This window comes from Pseudomonas extremorientalis (assembly GCF_024584605.1).
In the GTDB taxonomy this organism is placed as follows: domain Bacteria; phylum Pseudomonadota; class Gammaproteobacteria; order Pseudomonadales; family Pseudomonadaceae; genus Aquipseudomonas; species Aquipseudomonas extremorientalis.
Genome location: NZ_CP089519.1, coordinates 3,454,808 through 3,473,753, shown reverse-complemented (window position 1 = coordinate 3,473,753; position 18,946 = coordinate 3,454,808). Strand labels below are relative to the sequence as shown.

Below are 18,946 nucleotides of genomic sequence, written 5' to 3'. Positions count from 1 at the left end.
CTGAGTTTTTCCATGAAGATACCGCGCCCCTCCGCCCGCCTGCCGCACCTGACCCAACTACGTAACCTGAAAATGGCCCGCTCTGCCCACGCCTACGTGCGCGGCAGCACCGTGCAATTCTACGAATGGCTGCACAGCCAGAGCGGGCGCCGCTTGCCCCATGGCCCGGCGATCTGGATCTGCGGTGACTGTCACGCCGGCAACCTGGGGCCTACCGGCGATATCAAGGGGCGCATCGATATGCATATCCGCGACCTTGACCAGACGGTGATCGGCAACCCGGCCCACGACCTGGTGCGCCTGGCGCTGTCCCTGGCCACCGCCGCACGCGGCTCGGACCTGCCCGGCGTCACCACCGCGCGCATGCTCGAAGAAATGATGGTGGGCTACGAACAGGCGTTCAAAGACAAGCCTGACGAAGCGCCGCCGCGTCCGTCCCAGGTCAAGGCGGGCATGCGCAGCGCCGTGGCGCGCACCTGGAAGAACCTGGCGCGTGAACGCATCGAGAACGCTCGCCCGAGTATTCCGCTGGGCAAGCATTTCTGGTCGCTGTCGCGGGCCGAAAAGCACGCGCTGCAAACGCTCTGTGCCTCCGCGGACATCCATCAATTGGTGACGTCACTCAAAGGCCGCCCCAAGGACGCGAGGGTCGAGCTGCTGGATTCGGCCTATTGGGTCAAGGGCTGCAGCTCCCTGGGCCTGCAGCGTTATGCCGCCTTGCTCGGCGTGGGCGACAAGGACGACCAGGAATATTGCCTGATCGATATCAAGCAGGCCGTCGGCGCGGCGGCGCCCCGTGTGGCACGGGCGAAGATGCCCAGGGACAATGGCCGCCGGGTGGTTGAGGGGGCCCGTCAACTGTCACCGAGTTTGGGGGAGCGCATGGTGGCGACGCGGATGCTGGACAACGGTTTCTTCATCCGCGAACTGCTGCCCCAGGACATGAAGCTGGAATTGGACGAATTGAGCGAGATCGACGCCATGCACGCCGCCGGTTACCTGGCGCGGGTGGTGGGTGTCGCCCATGCCCGGCAGATGGACCGCGACACCCGCAAGGACTGGATGGCGGTGTTGCAGGAGAACCGTTCCAGACAGCTGGATGCGCCGTCGTGGCTGTGGACCAGCGTGGTGCAACTGGTGGGGAGCCATGAGCAGGGTTATCTCGACCATTGCCGGCGCTACGCACTGGAACATTGAGCGCGTCCCTGTCTGCCCCGCGCTCAAACCAGGTATTTGCGGAACCAGCCCAGTGTGCGCTCCCACGCCAGGTTCGCCGCCGCTTCGTCATAACGCGGCGTCGAATCATTGTGGAAGCCGTGGTTGGCCCCCTTGTAGATGTACGCCTCATAGGTGGTGCCGGCTGCTTTCAACGCCTTTTCATACGCCGGCCAGCCTTCATTGATCCGCGTATCCAGCTCACCGTAATGCAGCATGATCGGCGCCTTGATGCGCGGTACGTCCTTGGCTTCCGGCTGGCGTCCATAGAACGATACGGCCGCGCCCAGCTCCGGGTAGGCCACGGCCGCCGCATTGGTCACGCCACCGCCATAACAGAAACCGGTGATGCCCACCTTGCCGGTGCTGCTGTCGTGGTGCATGAGCCATTCGATGGCGGCGAAGAAGTCGTTCATCAGCTTGGTTGGGTCGACTTTCTGTTGCAGTTCCACGCCTTTTTCGTCGTTACCGGGGTAGCCGCCCACCGAGGTCAGGCCATCCGGCGCCAGCGCGATAAAACCGGCCTTGGCCAGGCGCCGGGCGACGTCTTCGATGTAAGGGTTGAGGCCACGGTTTTCATGGACCACCACCACCGCCGGCAATTTGCCCGCCGCTTTGGCCGGGCGCACCAGATAGCCGCGCACGCTGCCGTTGCCTTTGGGCGACGGGTAGGTGATGTAGTCGGCGACGATGTCCGGGTCGGTGAATTTCACCTGTTCGGCCAGGGCGTAGTTGGGGCTCAGGGCCGCGAGCAGGGCCGAGGCGGTGAGGCCGCCGAAGGTGAACAGGGCGGCGCGGTCGAGAAATTCGCGACGGTTGAGCTTGCCGTGGGCGTAGCCGTCGTAGAGTTCCAGCAGTTCGGGCGCAAAGTCTTTCGCGGTGAGACGAGTCATCGGTGCAGTCCTCGATTAGCGGTGGCCATCAATGTAGACCAGGATCAGCTGTCACGGCCATGGGCGGCGGCGGCCAGTTGGCCGGTGTCGACGCGCACGAAGATCGAGTCGCCTACCGCGGTCAGCACGTCACCGGCGTACACCTCGCAGATCACGCGGGTTTTGCGCCCCACGTCGCCCTCGACACGGGCGCGCATCGTGAGGGTGACGCCCATGGGGGTCGGCTTGATGAATTTGATGCCCAGGTTGCCGGTCACGCAATCGATGCGCGGCAGGCTGCCGGGTTCGCGGTGTTCGGCGCGGTAGTGGTAGGCCATGGCGGTCCAGTTGGAATGGCAGTCCACCAGCATCGCGATCAGGCCACCGTAGACCAGGTCGGGCCAGCCGCTGTACCTGGCCTCGGGCAGGTGTTCGGCGACCAGGTGGATACCGTCCGCGTCCCAGCGGCTCTTGATATGCAGGCCATGGGGGTTGCTGCCGCCGCAGCCGTAGCAGATGCCTTCCGGCGCGGTGGTGTCCTGGAGCGAAGGGGCGTGCATGCAGCGTCCTTATTGTTGTGGGGCGACTACTCTGTTTAGCAGGACAAACGCCCGATGGGAATAAATCCCTGGTATGAAGTGTCAGCTCGATACTGTGTCCTTACCTGTTGCGGAGTGCTGTATGAAACCTCGAAAGTCCCCGGTCGCCGTCCTCGCCTTGATCCTTGCCTATGGCGCCGGCGCCCAGGCGGTGGAGTACAAGGACGTCAACCGCACCGCCAGCCAGATCAGCTTCACCTACAAGCAATTGGGGCAGCGGGTATACGGCACCTTCAGCGACTTCGAGGGCACCTTGACCTTCGATACGCAACAGCCGGAAGCCGGGCATGCCTTGCTCAGGATACAGCTCGCCAGCATCGACGCCGGCAGCCCGGACGCCAACGATGAGCTGCAACGCGCCTCCTGGTTCGATACCGCGACCTACCCGGTGGGCGTGTATGAATCCACCGGGGTCAAGGCGCTGGGGGGTAACCGCTACACGGTCAGCGGTAACCTGACAATCAAGGGCACCACGCGGCCGGTGGACGTCGACGTGGTGCTCAAGGAGCAGGGCGGCATTGGTGTGTTCGACGGCGAGTTCATCCTCAGGCGTGGCGACTTCAAGATCGGCGAGGGCGAGTGGGCCGGCAACAGCGTGGTGTCCAATGACATCAACATCAAGTTCAAGATGGTCGCGCCGCAGCGTTAACGGGCGAACTTCTTCGCGCCAGCCACACAGCCGATCACCGCGACGGTGACCAGCACCATGCCCAGGCTGACCTGCTCATGCAACAGGCCCGCCGCCAGCGCCAGGCCGAAGAAGGGTTGCAGCAATTGCAACTGGCCGACGGCGGCGATCCCGCCTTGGGCCAAGCCGCGATACCAGAACACAAAGCCGATCAGCATGCTGAACAACGCCACATAGCCCAGGCTGAGCCAGGCGGGCAGCGTGATGTCGCTGAAGCTCGTGGGCGCCAGTATCAGGCTCAGTGGCACCACCACCGGTATCGAGACCACCAACGCCCAGCAGATCACCTGCCAGCCGCCGAGGCTGCGTGACAGCCTGGCGCCTTCGGCATAGCCCAAGCCGCAGACCAGCACCGCCAGCAGCATCAGCAGGTCGCCGGTCGGCGCGGCGCTCAAACCCTGGGCGAAGGCATAGCCCACCACCAGCACACTGCCCAGGATCGAAAACAGCCAGAACACCGGGCGCGGACGCTCGCCGCCGCGCAGCACGCCAAACACTGCGGTGGCCAATGGCAGCAAGCCGATGAACACGATGGAGTGGGCCGAGGTCACGTATTGCAACGCCAGGGCGGTGAGCAGCGGGAAGCCGATCACCACGCCCAGGGCGACAATCGCCAGGGGCATCCACTGCTGGCGGGCGGGGCGTTTTTCCTTGAACAGCCACAGCAGCAGCACGCCCAGCAGGGCGGCGATGGCCGCGCGGATCATGGTGAGGAATACCGGGTCGAACTCCATCACGGCCAGGCGCGTGGCGGGCAAGGAGCCACTGAAGATCACCACGCCGATAAAGCCGTTGATCCAGCCTTGGGCGCTGGTATTCAAGGTGTCGAGAGAGGAGGTGCGTTCCATGATCAGGCGTCCGGACAAGGAGGGGTTGCGTTGCGGTCATCCTAGGGGTGAGGATTGAGACAATCAAAAAATTGTCATGGATACAGCGCAATGCCCCGCGCCCGCTACAAGTCGTTGGTCGATACCTTCGCCCAAGCCATCCGCAGTGGAACCATGCCTCCCGGCACACGCCTGCCGACCCACCGGCAACTGGCCGCCGAGCATGGCCTCGCGCTGGTCACCGCCAGCCGGGTGTATGCGGAGCTTGAGGGGATGGGACTGGTCAGCGGTGAAGCCGGGCGTGGCACCTTCGTGCGCGAAATCTCGCTGCCGCCGGGGCAGGGCAGCGGGCAGATGACGGTGGCGCCGGGCATGCTCGACCTGAACTTCAACTACCCCTCGTTGCCGGGCCAGGCGGATATGTTGCGCACGGCGTTGCGCCAGTTGGCGCTCTCCGGTGACCTCGAAGCCCTGTTGCGTTACCAGCCCCATGCGGGCCGCTTGCATGAGCGCGCAGCGTTTGCGCGGCATTTGCTCAGTCGAGGGTTGAGGGTGGACGCCGAGCAGGTGCTGCTGGTCAGCGGCGCCCAGCACGGCCTGGCGGTGACGATGATGGCCTTGCTCAAGCCTGGCGATGTGATCGCCGTGGATGCCTTGACCTATTCGGGGTTCAAGGTGCTGGCCGAGACCCTGCACCTGGAAATCGTCGCGATCCCGGTCACCCCGCTGGGGCCGGACCTGGATGCGCTGCACAAGCTGTGTCGCAAGCGCCCGGTGCGCGCGGTGTACAGCATGCCAACCCTGCACAATCCATTGGGCTGGGTGATGGACATGGCCCGGCGCGAACAACTGGTGTCGATCGCCCGTCAGCACAATCTGATGATCATCGAAGACGCGGCCTACGCGTTCCTGGCCGAAGACGCGCCGCCGCCGCTGGCGACATTGGCACCGGAGCGCACGGTGTATGTGGGCGGGCTGTCGAAAAGTGTCGCGACCGGGTTACGTGTCGGGTTCGTCGCAGCGCCAATGGAATGGGTAAAACCACTGGAGCGCACCCTCATGGCCACCACCTGGAACGTGCCGGGCGTGATGAGCGCCATTGCGGTGGCCTGGCTTGAAGATGGCACGGTGGCGCAACTGGAAGCACAGAAGCGCCAGGATGCCCAGGCGCGGCAGACCTTGGCGGCGCAGGTGCTGAAGGGGCTGGCCTATGTGAGCCATCCGTCCTCGTATTTCCTGTGGTTGCCCCTCGGGGAAGAGGCGCGGGCCGATCAGGTGGCCATGAGCTTGCAGCGCGAGGGCATTTCCGTGTCCACCGCCGAGCCGTTTGCCGTTTCGGCCCATGTGCCGCACGCACTGCGTCTGGCCTTGGGCTCGGTGGCGCTGCCAGCGCTGCGCGAAGCGCTGTTGACGGTGCGCAAGGGGGTGGCGTGGTGAGCCGGTTTCAGCGGCTCACCGCTGGGCATCAGTACTTGTAGGCCTGACGTCCGATCAGCAGCCATTTGCCTTTTTGCTTCTGCCAGACCTGGAAGTTGTCGATATCGGTGGGCACTTCAACGCCACTGTTCACCGCCAGGGCATGGAAGTGGTTGCGCACCAGTGCGGTGTCGCCTTGCAGGGTGATGGTCTGGTTTTGCATTTCCAGGGTCTTGAACGCGCTGGTGTGGGTTTCCAGGTCAGCAATGAATTGGTCTTTGTTCTGCACCTTGCCGCTGGAGTGGCCGTAGGTGAGCTTGTCGGAGGTCAGCGCGTGAAGCTGCTTGAGGTCCAGGTGCAGCATGGCCTGGGTCAGTTGGTCGACCGCTTGGGCCACGTCCTTTTCGGCTGGGGCAGGCGCTGCGGCGACATAGCCGCTGAACAGGCACAGAAAACCGATCAACACTTTGACGTTTTGCATGGATGTTTCCTTATTGTTGTTGGGGGCTGGCACGACGGGTTGAGTCGTCGTACAACCATGCAATATTTCGGATGGGGAAGGAAAGTGAAATTTTGAAATATCCTGAAAAGCTTCGGTTTTATGGCGTTATAAATAGATCTTGTGCTTATGTGATGTCCTAAGACATCAAGCAATGTACGCCTTGCTTCCTGCACGGGTAGCACATCGCTATGCTAGCGCCGAAACCCCACGGCGCCCGAGAGACAACATGGATTTTGACTGGCACAGCGACCCCATCACCCGCACTACCCCCGTCACCCCACACTACAAGAACACTCAGAACGTTCGCCGCTTCATGCTTGAGCACTGCGGCCCGGGGTTCAAGTTCGACCGGCCGTTCATGGCCTGGATTCGCAACGATAGGCCCAAGACCCTGGGCGACATGGTGGATGAGTGGCAACGTCGCAACGAGGAAACACGCCCATGACCCGCGACGAAAAATACCAGGCCGCCCAATTGCGTATCGGCTATCAGTTGAATGAGTTCAAGATCGGCGGCAACTACACGCCGCTGGTCCGCGATGGCAACCACCTGTATATCAGCGGCCAGATCCCGCGTGTCGGCGATGCCATCGTGCTGCCGGGCAAGGTTGGTGACAGCCTGACTCTGGCCCAGGCGCAAGTCGCCGCTGGCATCAGCGCGTTGCGCTGCCTGGGGTTACTCCAGCAAGCCCTGGGTTCGCTGGACCAGATCAAGGCCATCCCGCGCATCACCGTGTACGTGCGCAGTGCCGAGGATTTTGATCAGCAGAGTGAAGTGGCCAACGGCGCGTCGGACCTGTTGCACGAGGTTCTCGGTAGCGCCGGGGTGCATACGCGGACGTCGATCGGCGTGATGCAGCTGCCGAAGTCGGCGGCGGTGGAGATCGACATGATTGCGCTGGCGCACGGCTGAGCGAGCGATGATTACCCACGGCACGGCAATCCTGTTGATTGCCGTGCCCCTGCCTTGAGTTAGAGTGCCGGCGTACGCGGCGGCACCAGGCGCTTGCTGCCGGTCGACTCATACGCCGACGCAAACCGCAGCAACGCCGAGTCATCATAGGCGCGCCCGGCAAACGTCAGCCCCACCGGCATGCCGATATCGGCCATCACGCCCATGGGCACGGTGACGGTCGGCACGCCCAGGTGGCGGATGGCAAGGTTGCCGTTGGCCACCCAGACACCGTTGCTCCAGGCGATGTCGGCAGAGGCTTCGTTCACATCGGCGTCAGCCGGGCCTACGTCGGCCACGGTGGGGAACAGCACGGCGTCGAGGCCAAGCTTGTCCATCCAGTCTTCCAGGTCGATCCGGCGCGTCTGTTCCAGGCCGCGCAGGCCATCGGGGACGGTGCTGATCCGGTCCCACGGGGTGATGCCACGCTGGGCCATGCGCACGTACTCATCCATGCCGGCGGCCAGGTCGTCTTCGCGGTTGGGCAGGGTGCCCGGGTCGTGGGGGAAGATCTTCGGCCCGTCCACATCCGCCAGACGGTTGAGCGCTGGATCGTCGTTGGCGCGCAGGAAATCATCGAAGGCCCAGGCCGATAGTTCCCACAGTTCATCGTGCAGGAATTCCTTGGACACCAGCCCACGGGTAAACACGGTGGGCGCGCCGGGGCGGTCGCCTTCGCAGTTGGACACCAGCGGGAAATCCACGTCGATCACTTCAGCGCCGGCCGCCACCAAGGCTTGGCGGGCGTCGTTCCACAGGTCGATAACGCTGGCGCGGGTGTTGATCTTCTGCCCGGTGGGGCCGCCGATGCCGGGTTTCTCGCTGGTGCCGGCGTCGGGGTCGGCATTGATGTACATGCGCGGTACGCCAAAGCGCTTGCCTGCGAGGGAGGCCGCGCTCACGGCCAGGTCAGCGTAAGACGCCGGGCGCACCGAGGCGACGCTCGGGATCGGCACCCAGGGCTGCAGGCGCCACAGGTCGCCACGGGTGTCCGGGTCTTCGGCCACCACCACATCGAGCACTTCCAGCAGGTCGGCCATGGTGCGTGCGTAGGGCACCACCACGTCCATGGTGGGTGTGAGCGGCCAGTTGCCGCGCACCGAAATCACCCCCCTGGACGGCGTGTAGGCGCACAGGCCGTTGTTGGACGCCGGACCGCGCCCGCTGGACCAGGTTTCTTCGGCCAGGCCAAAGGCCGAGAAACTGGCTGCCGTCGCCGTGCCGGCACCGTTGGACGAGCCGGAAGCAAACGGTGCCGTCAGGTAGTTGGCGTTGTACGGGCTTTCCGCCCGACCATAGACGCCACGCTGCATGCCGCCATTGGCCATCGGCGGCATATTGGTCTTGCCCAGACAGATAGCGCCGCCGGCGCGCAGGCGCTCGATGGTGAACGCATCGCGTTGGGCCACCAGGTCGGCAAACGCCGGGCTGCCGGAGGCCGCCGTCAGGCCCTTGACCAGGTAGCTGTCCTTGGCGGTGTAGGGAATGCCATCCAAAGGCCCCAGGGTTTCGCCTTTGGCCCGGCGCGCATCGGACGCCTCGGCTTCTTCGAGCGCCCGGGGGTTGCGCACCACCACGGCGTTCAAGGCCGTGGCGGTCTGCGGACCGTCATAGGCATCGATCCGCGCCAGGTAGGCTTCTACCAGTTCAACGGCCGTGGTCTGGCCGGATTCAAGTGCCGCGCGCAATTGGGCAATGGAGACTTCGGTAACTTGCATCAGGTTTTTTTCGCCGCCTTCAGGTGGAGGTATGGCGGCAGTCTACGTACAGATATTTCACAAAACCAGCGCGGCATAACTCGCATAGGCCGCGCGCATCACCTGCCAAGTGGCGTCGTCGGCAGGAATCAGATGTTCGATGCGCAGGGAGGAGAGGGTGATGTCCTGAGGCATGCCGAAGGTGGTGAAGGTGGAGAGAAAGCTCAGTTCGCCCCGGCTTGAGCGGATGCGCGTCAGCACCAGCGGTGGCATGTCGGCGGGCAGCTCGGTGCTGGCCGGTGTCGGTAAACGCGCCAGCAGGGCGGCCAGTTCAGGATTGCCCAACGCCTCACGGGTGGCGCGTTGCCAGGCGAGGGTGCGGACCTCGTTGGCGTTGATCAGGTGATCGCCCAGGCCGCCCGACTGCAACAGCGTGGTCAGCAGGTTCAAGCCCTCGGCTGAATCGGACGGGATGCCAGCCAGTTCAAACAGCACGGCGGTGCTGGCATTCGCTGCCAGCACCTGCCACTGGCTGTCCAGCAGGATGGCCGGCGCGGGGTTGTTGGCGTGCAGCACATGGCTGACCGCTTCGCGGATCGCGGCCATCGCCGGTGAGGCCAGTGGCGTGGCGCTGTAGCGCGGGGCGTAGCCAGCGGCGAGGAACACGCGGTTGCGCTGGTCCAGCGGCGCTTCCAGTGCCGTCAGCAGGTTGTGCAAGGTACCCGGGCTCGGCTTGGCGCGCCCGGTTTCGAGGCAACTGAGGTGGCGCTGGGAAACACCGGTGATCAGGGCCAGGTCGAGCTGGCTGAGCTTGGCTTGCCGGCGCAAGTGGCGCAGGTGTTCGCCGGCGGTGGCAGAGGTGTCCATGGCGGGATCATGACCTCCGAGGTCATTGCGAGGGGCCGAACCTTATCACTAACGTGGGCCTTCATCACCCCAAGGAAGAACCCATGAAAAGATCCCGTGTTGCGCTGGTCGGTTTGCTGCTGTTTTCGTCATACACCCTGTTCACGCTGCTGACGGCCGAGCAGTCGCTGCTGGCGTTCGGGCGCGAATTGATGTCGCGACCGGACACCGCGCAAGTGGTGATCGACCTGTACCTGATGGCGCTGCTGGCGGGCGTGTGGATGTACCGGGATGCGCGGCGGCGCGGGCGGCCGGTGGCTTCGCTGGTGCCGTATTTTGTGCTGACGGCGGTGTTTGTGTCGGTGGGGCCGTTGCTTTATCTGGTGGTGAATGGGCTTGAACCGTTCAGCGAGAAGACCGGTTGACGCAAACTCCCTTTGGTGAGAGGGCTTGTTGTGGCAAGCCCGCTCGCCACAACAGGTTCGTTCGGCTCAAGGGTTGAGGAAGGCCTGGTAGTTGTCCTTGGTGATCTGCTGATAAGGAATGGTCAGCTCAGCCGTGTACGGCTCCTTCTTCACCATCTTCACCGCCAGGTCGATTGAGCCCACGGCCTGGCCCTTGTTGTCCTGATACACCGTCACCAGCAACTGGCCTTTCTTCACCGCATCCAGCCCGGCAGCCCCACCGTCGCTGCCCGCCACCAGGATGTCCTTGCCCGGCTGCATGCCCGCCTGGCTGATCGCCATGGCCGCGCCGATCGCCATCTCATCCGCGTTTGCCGCCACCGCATCGATTTTGCGCCCGGACACGATCCAGTTGTTCATCAGGTCAATCGCTTTGCTGCGCTGCCACTCCGCGCTCTGTTCCTCGACGATCTTGATGTCGGGATACTCCTTGAGCACGGTCTTCACCCCCAGCGTCCGATTATGCGTGGCGTTGTTGGACAGAAGCCCGAGCATGATCGCCAGGTTGCCCTTGCCACCCATTTTCTCGGCCAGGTAACGCATCTGAATTTCACCGGCCTTGACCTCGTCCGAGCCCACATACCCCACGCCCGGTGGCAACTGCTGAGCATCCGGGCGGCGGTTGACGTACACCAGCGGCGTCTTGGCTTGCTGGGCGTTGGCGGTCATTTTTTGCGTGGCAGCAGTGTCCACCGGGTTGACGATAATCGCGTCCATGCCCTGGGCGGTGAAGTTCTGCACCTGGTTGAGCTGGCGCACCACGTCGCCCTGGGCGTCTTCGAATTGCAGGGTCACGCCGGGCAGTTGCTTGGCGTGGGCGGCCATGTAGTCACGCATCTGCGCGAGGAAGACGTCGTCGACCTGGGCGATGCTCACGCCGATGCGTATATCGGCCAGCGCCCAGGGGCTTATCGCCAGGGTCAGGAGTGCCGCAAGGAGTTGCTTATTCATGATGGTGCTCCGTTGTTTTTGTTGTTGTTGAAACAGAGGGTTCACGCCTGGCGCTTGGTCCGCAGTTGCTCCACGGCAGCGGTAAACGCCGGGAATGGCCAGCGTTCGTCGAGGGCTTGCTGCATCAGTTGCTGCCCGGTTTGCGGGGCCAGGCCCTTCAAGGGCGGGTCGGTGTCGAGGTTGGTAGGGAAGGAATAGCCGTCGGCGGTGCAGGCGATCACCGCCGCCACGGCCTGGGCATCCAGTGCGGTGTTGTCCAGCAAGGCCGGGTACACCGCCAGCATCATGCGGTCGCGGTCGAGGGCTTCCATGGGCTTGCCGAACGCCGAGGAAATCTGCAACAGGTTGGCCATGCGTTGGCGGTCGGCTGTGCGGTTGGTGCCGGCGGCATGGAACAGCGCCGGGTTGAAGAACAGCAGGTCGCCCTTGTTCAGCGGCAGTTGCACGGCGTGCTGCTGGAAATAGTCGATAAACTCCGGACGCCGCCACGCCAGGTAACCCAGGGCGTATTGCTGGGAAAACGGCAGCAACTGGGTCGGGCCGGTTTCCAGCGGCATGTCCGAGTGCGCCACCGCGCCTTGCAACGTCAGGTACTGGGACAGCAGGTGCAGGGGCAGGGGAAAGCGCTCCACCACATCATTGGTCTGAAAGCCCAGGTGGTAATCGCGGTGCGGTTGCTGGGCCTGGCCACCGGGATGCACCACGTTGACCTGCGCCGTGACCTGATAGCTCGGCCCCAGCCACGCCTCGGCAATCAACCCCAACAGCGGGTTGGCGTAGTACTCCACAAACGACGACGGCGACTGCAGCGCGGCTTTCTGCAATGAATTCCAGATGCGCCCGTTGCTGCCGGCCTTGGCGAAGTGATCGGCCGCCACGCCCTGCGCCGCCTCATGGGCAAAGATCGCCTCGAACACCTGGCTGTGGCGGTCGACCACTTCCAGGTCTTCATAGGCCCGGCGTACCACCATCACCCCGGGCCCCTCGCGGAAGAGGTGGTGCAGTTCATTCATCACCGCCAGGCGGTCGCTGTTGCGCAGGGTGTGGGCCTGATAGATCGGCACATTGCTCTGCACTTGAGCGCAGAGAGGGTAATCCTCTTGGCTCACGCGTTGCGCACAGAGGTCATTGAAATCCGCCAGGCGCACCGCCTGTTCCGTCACGAACGCCGACATCACATACCTCCCAGCGCCTGATTCGGTTGCGGGCTGCCGCCGTCGGTACAGCCGACCACGCCTTGCTCCAGGTCGATCACCGAGCCGGTCATCATTCCCGACTCGCTGGACAGCAGGAAGGCCACGCTGCGCGCCACTTCTTCAGGCTTGAGCAGGCGCCCGAACGGCTGTGCGCGCTCGGCCTTTTCCAGCCAGCCATCCTGGGCACCGTGGTACTGGCGCTGGATGTCATCTTCGTGGGGCGTGTCCATCCAGCCGATGTTCAGGCCATTGACTCGGATGCGATTGCGCAGGGCACTGAACGCCACATTTTTGGTGAGGATCGCCAGCGCGCCCTTGGACGCGGCATAGGCACTCAGGAACGATTGCCCGCCGTGCCCGGTGACGCTCTGGATATTCACCACCGCGCCTTCCACGCCGTTGCTGATCATCAGCTTCAGCGCCTCCTGCATCAGGAAAAACGGCGCCCGCACATTCACCGCCATCAGCCGATCAAACAGCTCGGGCGAGGTGTCCAGGATGGTGCCGCGATCCGACATCCCGGCGCAGTTGACCAGCCCATGCAAGGTGCCGAAGTGGGTACGCGCCGCATCGATGATCGCGCGGCAATCCTCGACCTTCTCCAGGTCCGCCTCGACAAAAAACGCCGGGCAATCCAGCTGGGCCAACTGCCGCACCTGCTCCTCGCCCTGGGCGCGTCGTCGCCCGCAGATGATCAGCCCGGCGGCGCCACGTTGCGCCAGGGTACGGGCGACCGCCGCGCCCAGGCCCTGGGTGCTGCCGGTGACGACAAAGTATTGGCCGCTGAACGACGTGGCGAGATCGGTGTTAGGCATGCAGTTCTCCAGGCATTTTTGTTGTTGTGCATCGCCCGGCTCGACGCCGGACAAAACTGAGACTAGCATTGAAAAACCTCAGTAATACCCAAAAAACACCTCAAAAACACCTCATGCGAGGCCCCATGCTCGAACGCGCCAAACACTTCTCCATCAAGCAACTGGCGACGCAGGCCGGCGTCAGCAAAGCTACGGTCGACCGCGTCCTGCATCAGCGTGGCAGCGTGCATGCCCAGACCCGGCGGCGTATCGAGCAGGCGCTGGAGGAGTTGGAGTCCCAGGAAAAAAACGGCCTGGCGGTAGGGCGCACGTTCCACGTCGACGTGATCATGCACACGCCCAAGCGCTTCAGTAGCGCGGTGCAGACGGCGATTACCGCACAACTGGGCAGCCTGGCGCCGTTCCGCATTGCCCCGCGCTTTCACCTGTTCGAAGAGATCGAACCCCAGGCCATGCACGACCAACTGCTGCGCTGCCTGGATACCGGCAGCCAGGGCGTGGTGCTCAAGGCCGCCGATGAGCCGGCGGTGAACCTGGCGGTCAAGGAACTGATCGCGGCGGGGATTCCGGTGGTGACCCTGGTTACGGATTTGCCGCAAAGCGAGCGCATCGGCTATGTCGGCATGGACAACCGCACCGCCGGCCAGACCGCTGCCTACCTGATGTCGCGCTGGCTGCCGACGCAGCCCCAGGACGTGGCGGTGGTGATTGGCAGCGAACTGTTCCGTGGCGAAGAAGAGCGCGAGATGGGCTTTCGTGCCTGGCTGCGTGGGCGTGCCGCGCACCTGCGAGTGCTGGACGTGAGCGGCGGCTTTGGGGTGTACGACCGCACCTTCGAGCGGGTGACCCAGGCGCTGCAACAGCATCCCGAGCTCAAGGCGGTGTACAGCGTCGGCGGCGGCAACCGCGCGATTGTCGACGCGTTCGCGGCCCTGGATCGGCCACTGGAGGTGTTTATCGGTCACGACCTTGACGAAGAAAACCGCCAATTGCTGCGCGAAGAAAAGGTCGCGGCGATCATCGATCACAACCTGCAGATCGATGCCCGCCACGTGTTCCTGCACATCCTGCACTACCACCGGCTATGGAAGGCCGGGCCGATTGCACCGTCCCAGGTGCAGATCGTCACGCCGTTCAACCTGCCGGACTGAATCTCCCTCAATAACAACATCAGGAGTTCGACCATGCTGAGAATCGCCGTCCTGGGTGCCGGGCGCATCGCCAGGATCCACGCCGCCAATGTCGCCACCCATCCCAATGCCACGCTGGTGCTGGTGGCCGACCCCTGGCGCGAAGGGGTCGATGCCTTGAGTACCCAACTGGGGTGTGAGGCGGCCTACGATTGCGCCGCGGTGCTTACGCGTAATGACATCGACGCCGTGGTGATCGGTACGCCCACCGACACCCATATCGACCTGTTGCTGGCGGCGGTCGCCGCAGGCAAGGCGGTGCTTTGCGAAAAACCCATCGACCTCGATATCGTCAAGGCCCGTAGCGCCGCCCAAGCCGTGGAGCGCCAGGGCGGCCGCGTGATGCTCGGCTTCAACCGGCGCTTCGACCCAGACATGCTGCGCCTGCGCGCAGCCCTCGACGCCGGGCAGATCGGCGCGGTGCGCCAAGTCATCATCACCAGCCGCGACCCCGGCCTGGCCCCGCGTGACTACCTGGCCCACTCCGGTGGCATCCTGCGCGACATGACCATCCACGACTTCGACACCGCCCGCCACCTGCTCGGCGAAGAACCGGTGGAGGTCAGCGCCATCGCCAGCCGCCTGGTCGACCCCACTCTGGCCGAGATCGACGACTACGACAGCGTGATGGTGCTGCTGCGCACCGCCTCCGGCAAGCAATGCCATATCAATTGCTGCCGCCAGGCGATGTATGGCTACGACCAGCGCGTCGAAGTCTCCGGCGTCACCGGCGTGCTGCTCACCGACAACCACCGCCCCAGCACCTTGCGCCACTGGAGTGCCGAGCACACCGAGGCGCTTGAGCCGTTGCAGCACTTTTTCCTGGAGCGCTATGCGGATGCGTATCGCAATGAGTTGATGCAGTTCATCGACGCGTTGAACAACGGCACAGCATTGCCCACCGGCGTGCGGGACGGGTTGTATGCGTTGCATTTGGCGGAGTGTGCGTTGGAGTCGGTGAGGACTGGGAGTAGTGTGACGGTGAGTTACGACCTTGCGCCATAGGGGCTGGCGCCCGTGCGGTCGACGAGGCGAATGCTATCGCGCCCACCGCGCTTGGTTTCATACAGCGTGGTATCGCCTTGCTCGATCAGTGCCGTCAAACTCGGCGGCGGCTGGTCGAACAGGTTCGCGCCGATGCTCAGGGTCACCGGGGCAGGTGTGGTGAAGCTCTGTGCGGACAGTTGCTGGAACTGGTCGCGCAGGCTGCTGCCCAGTTCGACAATCTGTTCGGTGGACGCCGGGTTCAGCAGGATCACGAATTCATCCCCGCCCAGGCGGGCGGCCAGTGCGCCTCGGGGCACCACGCTGCGGATCATCTCGCTGAGGGCGATCAGCAGGCGGTCGCCGGCGCTGTGGCCGTGGAGGTCGTTGACCGATTTGAAGTTGTCGATGTCGATCAGCAGCAGGGCGCCCGGTTGTGCGGGGGATACCTGGGCGAGCAGGCGTGGTGCGCGCAGGTCGAGGGCACGGCGGTTGTAGAGGGCGGTGAGCGGGTCGCGCGCGGCGAGGCGGGCGATCTGCTGCTCGCGGCGATAGCGTTCGGAGCCGGTCATCGACAGTGCGATGAGCATGATCGCCATGGCGCCTTCCACCAGGGAGATCTGGATGATCTCGCCCTTGAAGGCGGCGAGGTCGATCAAGGTGCCGGGTATCAGCACCGACAAGGCCTTGGCCACATAGAACGCGCCATGGATCAGCAGCACATAACGCAACTGCACCGCGCCGATGCTCAGGGACTTGCCGTGGGGGCGCAGCAAGAAGCTGGCGCGCAGGGTCGGCAGCGCCACCAACAGGGACTGCACCGCCAGCATGGCTTTGGACCATGATGGATCGGCCGGCAACATCAGCATGCCCAGCCAGACCAGCAGCATCAGCAACCACACGGGCGACAGCCGCGTTTGGGTGAACCGCGCCACACCCAGTAAAAACAGGAAGTGCGCGGTCACCAGCAGGCCGTTGGCGAACCAGATGCCGATCATCAGCAAGCCATTGAGCCGCAGCAGGGCGAGGGTGGAGCCGACGGTGATCGTCGCGAAACCGGCGCTCCAGCACAGCAGCGAAGGTTCGCGCACACTGCGCCATTCAACGGCCAGATACAGGGCGGCAGCGGCTGCCAGGGCAACAGTGAGTGCCAAAATGGTAGGAGGGTCGAGCGTCATGTGCTGCCAGGTTTGCGTTGAAAACCGCGATTGTAAGCGTTCGCGCGGCCTTTTCGGAGCCTTACTGGCGAACGGCTATCAACGTGTGCCTGTCACCGTACCGGGACCGTCACGCGGAATACTGTGCCGGATGCCGGATCTGACTCAACCTGGATCTCGCCGTGATGGGCCGTCACGATTTCCGAGGCGATAAACAAGCCAAGCCCCAAGCCTTCCGCCGGGCTGGGCTCGGTTGCCGAACGTTGGGAAAAGCGCCCCATGGGATTGAAGATAAACGGCAGCACTTCGGCCGGAATCGGATTGCCGTGGTTGTGCACGGTAAAGAGCACCGTTTCTGCCGCAGCCGACAATCGCACCGTGATCGGCGACTGCACAGCGCCGTGTTGCACGGCGTTGCTGATGATGTTGGAAAACACCTGCTCCATGCGCGGGCCATCGAACGCACCCGTGGCCGGGCTTTGGGCTTCGAACAGGATGTCGGCGTGCGGGTGAAAGGCGCGTATTTCTTCAACGATACGTTCGCACAGCGGTGCCAGGTCGATGGGTGTGCGCTTGACCGGGATGCCCGGGCCCATCTGGCTGCGCGTCAAATCCAGCAGGTCGCCGACGATCTGGCTGGCGCGTCGGACACTGGTGTAGATCTGCGTGGCCACGCGGGTGCCGCGCTTGTCCAGGGTGGGCGAGCATCTGAGCATATCGGCCCCCAGCAGAATCGCGCCCAGGGGCGTGCGCAGGTCATGGCCAAGTATGCCCAGGAACACATTGCGTGAGGCTTCGACCGCGCGCGAGTAACTGGCGATGGACTCCGCCAATGCCTGGTCGATGGCTTCATGAAAGCGGTTCATGTCGTCGATTTCCAGCGTCGTGCCGTGCTTGACCTGGTTGAGCCACTGGCTGAGCACGCTGGTGCGCAACGCGCGGTATTCGGAGACCATCTGGTCGATGGAGAAGCCGGCCATCAGCCGGGTCATCGCATGGGTTTCAGCCGGGGTTTCGTCTTCACTCTGCGGGGCCATGCCCTGGGCCTTGGCGATTTGCTCCTGGACGGTCTGGGTGGTACGCAGGTCAAGCACGATGGCGCGCAACATCTGCTCGGCGTGGTCACGCAGGCCAACACGATCAAGGTCGGCGCCGGGAGTCTTGAGCGTATCGGCAAAGTCTTCCCAGGCCTGCAGGATCGGTTCGAGGTTCGCAAGAATGAAGTCGGGCAGGCGCATGTGGGGAGTCCTTGTGGAGGCGGCGAGCAGAAACCCACGGGAAGCTGCCAAACAAGGATTTAAGCACGGATTGGCCTGGCGCAGGCGTGCTTGCCTGCGCCAAGCGGGTAACGGGCGTGGTCAGGCGCCTTTGGTCGAGGGCAGCAACAGGGTCAGGATGCCCACCAGCGGCAGGAACGAGCACAGTTTGTAGACATACTCGATGCCGTGGGTGTCCGCCAGCAAACCGAGCAGCGCCGCGCCAATCCCGCTGAAGCCGAACATCAGGCCGAAGAAGATCCCGGCGATCATGCCCACATTGCCGGGCACCAGTTCCTGGGCATACACCACGATGGCCGAGAAGGCCGATGCGATGATGAACCCGATCACCACGCTGAGTACCGCCGTCCAGAACAGGTCGACGTAGGGCAGGGCCAGGGTGAACGGTGCCGCGCCGAGGATCGAGAACCAGATGACTTTCTTGCGGCCGATCTTGTCGCCGATCGGCCCGCCGGCGAAGGTGCCGACGGCCACGGCGCCGAGGAACAGGAACAAATACATCTGCGAGCTTGCGACCGACAGCTGGAATTTCTCGATCAGGTAGAAGGTGAAGTAGCTGGTCAGGCTGGTCATGTACCAGTACTTGGAGAACACCAGTACGGCCAGCACCACCAGGGCAAAGGTCACGCGGCCTTTGGACAGGCCATGGGTGGCTTTGCCGCCTTGCTTGAGCTTGAACAGGTTGAGGTGGTGACGGTACCAGCGGCTCAAGCCATACAGCACCAGGATGGCAAACACCGCAAACAGCCCGAACCAGGCGATATGGCCCTGGCCGTAGGGGATGATGATCGCCGCTGCGAGCAGAGGGCCCAAGGCGCTGCCGGTGTTGCCGCCGACCTGGAAGGTCGACTGCGCCAGGCCGTAGCGCCCGCCGGAGGCCAGGCGCGCGACGCGGGAGGTTTCCGGGTGGAAGGTCGACGAGCCCACGCCCACCAGGCCCGCCGCCAGCAGGATCGCCGGGAAGCTGCCGACAAACGCCAGCATCAGGATGCCGACCAGGGTGCACACCATGCCCGCCGGCAGCAGCCAGGGTTTGGGGTGGCGGTCGGTGTGATAGCCGATCCAGGGTTGCAGCAGGGAGGCGGTCAACTGGAAGGTGAGAGTGATCAGCCCGACCTGGGTAAATGTCAGGCCGTAGTTGGCCTTGAGCATCGGGTAGATCGATGGCAGCACAGCCTGGATCAGGTCATTGATCAAGTGGGCCAGGGCGCAGGCACCGAGGATGCGCATGACCAACGGGCTGGCCTGGGGTGCAGTGGTTGCAGCGGCGGGTGACGCGGTAAGGGTCGACATGCAGGC

General features: G+C 64.0%; 20 protein-coding genes. 8 read left to right on the top strand and 12 right to left on the bottom strand.

Annotated features, from left to right (window positions below):
- The first annotated feature begins 12 nt into the window (after positions 1-12).
- A complete protein-coding gene (locus tag LUU92_RS15410) occupies positions 13-1,197 on the top strand; it encodes a DUF2252 family protein (protein WP_071487914.1) in 1,185 nt (394 codons plus the stop codon).
- Between the two features lie 23 nt (positions 1,198-1,220).
- Here LUU92_RS15410 and yghX read toward each other — a convergent pair whose 3' ends face one another.
- Together yghX and LUU92_RS15400 are read right to left on the bottom strand one after the other, a co-directional pair.
- Positions 1,221-2,108 carry a YghX family hydrolase gene (gene yghX / locus LUU92_RS15405; RefSeq protein WP_071487913.1) on the bottom strand — a complete coding sequence of 296 codons (888 nt, stop codon included), beginning with the start codon at positions 2,106-2,108 and terminating at the stop codon, positions 1,221-1,223.
- A 44-nt stretch (positions 2,109-2,152) separates the two neighbouring features.
- Positions 2,153-2,647 (bottom strand): PaaI family thioesterase, encoded by a 495-nt coding sequence (locus LUU92_RS15400; RefSeq protein ID WP_257102231.1) that lies wholly within the window; start codon positions 2,645-2,647, stop codon positions 2,153-2,155.
- Between the two features lie 121 nt (positions 2,648-2,768).
- On the opposite strand from LUU92_RS15400, the gene LUU92_RS15395 reads away from it, so the two are divergent.
- Entirely contained in the window at positions 2,769-3,335 is a 567-nt protein-coding gene (locus LUU92_RS15395; protein WP_071487911.1) for a YceI family protein, read from the top strand.
- On the opposite strand, the gene LUU92_RS15390 is transcribed toward LUU92_RS15395, so the two are convergent.
- Positions 3,332-4,222 (bottom strand): DMT family transporter, encoded by an 891-nt coding sequence (locus LUU92_RS15390; RefSeq protein ID WP_257102230.1) that lies wholly within the window; start codon positions 4,220-4,222, stop codon positions 3,332-3,334. The genes LUU92_RS15395 and LUU92_RS15390 overlap by 4 nt on opposite strands.
- Positions 4,223-4,312: 90 nt before the next feature.
- On the opposite strand from LUU92_RS15390, the gene LUU92_RS15385 reads away from it, so the two are divergent.
- Positions 4,313-5,638 (top strand): aminotransferase-like domain-containing protein, encoded by a 1,326-nt coding sequence (locus LUU92_RS15385; RefSeq protein ID WP_071487909.1) that lies wholly within the window; start codon positions 4,313-4,315, stop codon positions 5,636-5,638.
- 28 nt (positions 5,639-5,666) lie between these two features.
- Here the strand turns inward: LUU92_RS15385 and LUU92_RS15380 are convergent, their stop codons facing one another.
- Positions 5,667-6,098, bottom strand: a complete 432-nt coding sequence (locus tag LUU92_RS15380) for a nuclear transport factor 2 family protein (RefSeq protein WP_058424070.1) — start codon at positions 6,096-6,098, stop codon at positions 5,667-5,669.
- Between the two features lie 247 nt (positions 6,099-6,345).
- Between LUU92_RS15380 and LUU92_RS15375 the strand changes: the two genes are divergently transcribed.
- Both LUU92_RS15375 and LUU92_RS15370 read left to right on the top strand, forming a co-directional pair.
- Positions 6,346-6,564 carry a DUF6434 domain-containing protein gene (locus LUU92_RS15375; RefSeq protein ID WP_071487908.1) on the top strand — a complete coding sequence of 73 codons (219 nt, stop codon included), beginning with the start codon at positions 6,346-6,348 and terminating at the stop codon, positions 6,562-6,564.
- Complete coding sequence (locus LUU92_RS15370; RefSeq protein WP_071487907.1) at positions 6,561-7,031, top strand: RidA family protein; 471 nt, start codon at positions 6,561-6,563, stop codon at positions 7,029-7,031. The genes LUU92_RS15375 and LUU92_RS15370 overlap by 4 nt, the downstream gene beginning before the upstream one ends.
- Positions 7,032-7,090: 59 nt before the next feature.
- Here LUU92_RS15370 and LUU92_RS15365 read toward each other — a convergent pair whose 3' ends face one another.
- Together LUU92_RS15365 and LUU92_RS15360 are read right to left on the bottom strand one after the other, a co-directional pair.
- A complete protein-coding gene (locus LUU92_RS15365) occupies positions 7,091-8,791 on the bottom strand; it encodes an amidase (protein WP_175507963.1) in 1,701 nt (566 codons plus the stop codon).
- Between the two features lie 54 nt (positions 8,792-8,845).
- Positions 8,846-9,634 (bottom strand): helix-turn-helix domain-containing protein, encoded by a 789-nt coding sequence (locus tag LUU92_RS15360; protein ID WP_257102229.1) that lies wholly within the window; start codon positions 9,632-9,634, stop codon positions 8,846-8,848.
- A gap of 83 nt (positions 9,635-9,717) precedes the next feature.
- On the opposite strand from LUU92_RS15360, the gene LUU92_RS15355 reads away from it, so the two are divergent.
- Complete coding sequence (locus LUU92_RS15355; RefSeq protein WP_257102228.1) at positions 9,718-10,038, top strand: DUF2834 domain-containing protein; 321 nt, start codon at positions 9,718-9,720, stop codon at positions 10,036-10,038.
- Positions 10,039-10,104: 66 nt separating this feature from the next.
- Here LUU92_RS15355 and LUU92_RS15350 read toward each other — a convergent pair whose 3' ends face one another.
- The 3 genes from LUU92_RS15350 to LUU92_RS15340 are packed head-to-tail and all read right to left on the bottom strand — an operon-like array spanning position 10,105 to position 13,039.
- A complete protein-coding gene (locus LUU92_RS15350) occupies positions 10,105-11,028 on the bottom strand; it encodes a sugar ABC transporter substrate-binding protein (protein ID WP_257102227.1) in 924 nt (307 codons plus the stop codon).
- A gap of 41 nt (positions 11,029-11,069) precedes the next feature.
- The gene (locus LUU92_RS15345) at positions 11,070-12,203 is read right to left on the bottom strand and encodes a phytanoyl-CoA dioxygenase family protein (RefSeq protein ID WP_257102226.1); all 1,134 of its coding nucleotides are present in this window, start codon (positions 12,201-12,203) and stop codon (positions 11,070-11,072) included.
- Complete coding sequence (locus LUU92_RS15340) at positions 12,203-13,039, bottom strand: SDR family oxidoreductase (RefSeq protein WP_257102225.1); 837 nt, start codon at positions 13,037-13,039, stop codon at positions 12,203-12,205. The genes LUU92_RS15345 and LUU92_RS15340 overlap by 1 nt, the downstream gene beginning before the upstream one ends.
- 125 nt (positions 13,040-13,164) lie before the next feature.
- Between LUU92_RS15340 and LUU92_RS15335 the strand changes: the two genes are divergently transcribed.
- Entirely contained in the window at positions 13,165-14,190 is a 1,026-nt protein-coding gene (locus LUU92_RS15335) for a LacI family DNA-binding transcriptional regulator (RefSeq protein WP_071487900.1), read from the top strand.
- Between the two features lie 33 nt (positions 14,191-14,223).
- Positions 14,224-15,234 (top strand): inositol 2-dehydrogenase, encoded by a 1,011-nt coding sequence (iolG, locus tag LUU92_RS15330; protein ID WP_257102224.1) that lies wholly within the window; start codon positions 14,224-14,226, stop codon positions 15,232-15,234.
- On the opposite strand, the gene LUU92_RS15325 is transcribed toward iolG, so the two are convergent.
- The 3 genes from LUU92_RS15325 to LUU92_RS15315 form a co-directional block, all read right to left on the bottom strand.
- Positions 15,216-16,391 (bottom strand): GGDEF domain-containing protein, encoded by a 1,176-nt coding sequence (locus LUU92_RS15325; RefSeq protein ID WP_071487898.1) that lies wholly within the window; start codon positions 16,389-16,391, stop codon positions 15,216-15,218. The genes iolG and LUU92_RS15325 overlap by 19 nt on opposite strands.
- A 92-nt stretch (positions 16,392-16,483) precedes the next feature.
- On the bottom strand, positions 16,484-17,608 hold the full coding sequence (locus tag LUU92_RS15320; protein WP_257102223.1) for a sensor histidine kinase: 1,125 nt from the start codon (positions 17,606-17,608) through the stop codon (positions 16,484-16,486).
- A 120-nt stretch (positions 17,609-17,728) separates the two neighbouring features.
- Positions 17,729-18,940: an MFS transporter gene (locus tag LUU92_RS15315; RefSeq protein ID WP_071487896.1), complete on the bottom strand. Its 1,212-nt coding sequence runs from the start codon at positions 18,938-18,940 to the stop codon at positions 17,729-17,731.
- Positions 18,941-18,946: the final 6 nt, after the last annotated feature.

Bases quoted from the DNA above. Each gene is read 5' to 3' on its own strand.
- LUU92_RS15355 (WP_257102228.1), top strand. From the start codon at position 9,718: ATGAAAAGATCCCGTGTTGCGCTGGTCGGTTTGCTGCTGTTTTCGTCA.
- iolG (WP_257102224.1), top strand. From the start codon at position 14,224: ATGCTGAGAATCGCCGTCCTGGGTGCCGGGCGCATCGCCAGGATCCAC.
- LUU92_RS15315 (WP_071487896.1), bottom strand. From the start codon at position 18,940: ATGTCGACCCTTACCGCGTCACCCGCCGCTGCAACCACTGCACCCCAG.
- yghX (WP_071487913.1), bottom strand. From the start codon at position 2,108: ATGACTCGTCTCACCGCGAAAGACTTTGCGCCCGAACTGCTGGAACTC.
- LUU92_RS15335 (WP_071487900.1), top strand. From the start codon at position 13,165: ATGCTCGAACGCGCCAAACACTTCTCCATCAAGCAACTGGCGACGCAG.
- LUU92_RS15400 (WP_257102231.1), bottom strand. From the start codon at position 2,647: ATGCACGCCCCTTCGCTCCAGGACACCACCGCGCCGGAAGGCATCTGC.
- LUU92_RS15395 (WP_071487911.1), top strand. From the start codon at position 2,769: ATGAAACCTCGAAAGTCCCCGGTCGCCGTCCTCGCCTTGATCCTTGCC.
- LUU92_RS15380 (WP_058424070.1), bottom strand. From the start codon at position 6,098: ATGCAAAACGTCAAAGTGTTGATCGGTTTTCTGTGCCTGTTCAGCGGC.
- LUU92_RS15325 (WP_071487898.1), bottom strand. From the start codon at position 16,391: ATGACGCTCGACCCTCCTACCATTTTGGCACTCACTGTTGCCCTGGCA.
- LUU92_RS15360 (WP_257102229.1), bottom strand. From the start codon at position 9,634: ATGGACACCTCTGCCACCGCCGGCGAACACCTGCGCCACTTGCGCCGG.
- LUU92_RS15375 (WP_071487908.1), top strand. From the start codon at position 6,346: ATGGATTTTGACTGGCACAGCGACCCCATCACCCGCACTACCCCCGTC.
- LUU92_RS15410 (WP_071487914.1), top strand. From the start codon at position 13: ATGAAGATACCGCGCCCCTCCGCCCGCCTGCCGCACCTGACCCAACTA.
- LUU92_RS15385 (WP_071487909.1), top strand. From the start codon at position 4,313: ATGCCCCGCGCCCGCTACAAGTCGTTGGTCGATACCTTCGCCCAAGCC.
- LUU92_RS15320 (WP_257102223.1), bottom strand. From the start codon at position 17,608: ATGCGCCTGCCCGACTTCATTCTTGCGAACCTCGAACCGATCCTGCAG.
- LUU92_RS15390 (WP_257102230.1), bottom strand. From the start codon at position 4,222: ATGGAACGCACCTCCTCTCTCGACACCTTGAATACCAGCGCCCAAGGC.
- LUU92_RS15345 (WP_257102226.1), bottom strand. From the start codon at position 12,203: ATGTCGGCGTTCGTGACGGAACAGGCGGTGCGCCTGGCGGATTTCAAT.
- LUU92_RS15340 (WP_257102225.1), bottom strand. From the start codon at position 13,039: ATGCCTAACACCGATCTCGCCACGTCGTTCAGCGGCCAATACTTTGTC.
- LUU92_RS15350 (WP_257102227.1), bottom strand. From the start codon at position 11,028: ATGAATAAGCAACTCCTTGCGGCACTCCTGACCCTGGCGATAAGCCCC.
- LUU92_RS15370 (WP_071487907.1), top strand. From the start codon at position 6,561: ATGACCCGCGACGAAAAATACCAGGCCGCCCAATTGCGTATCGGCTAT.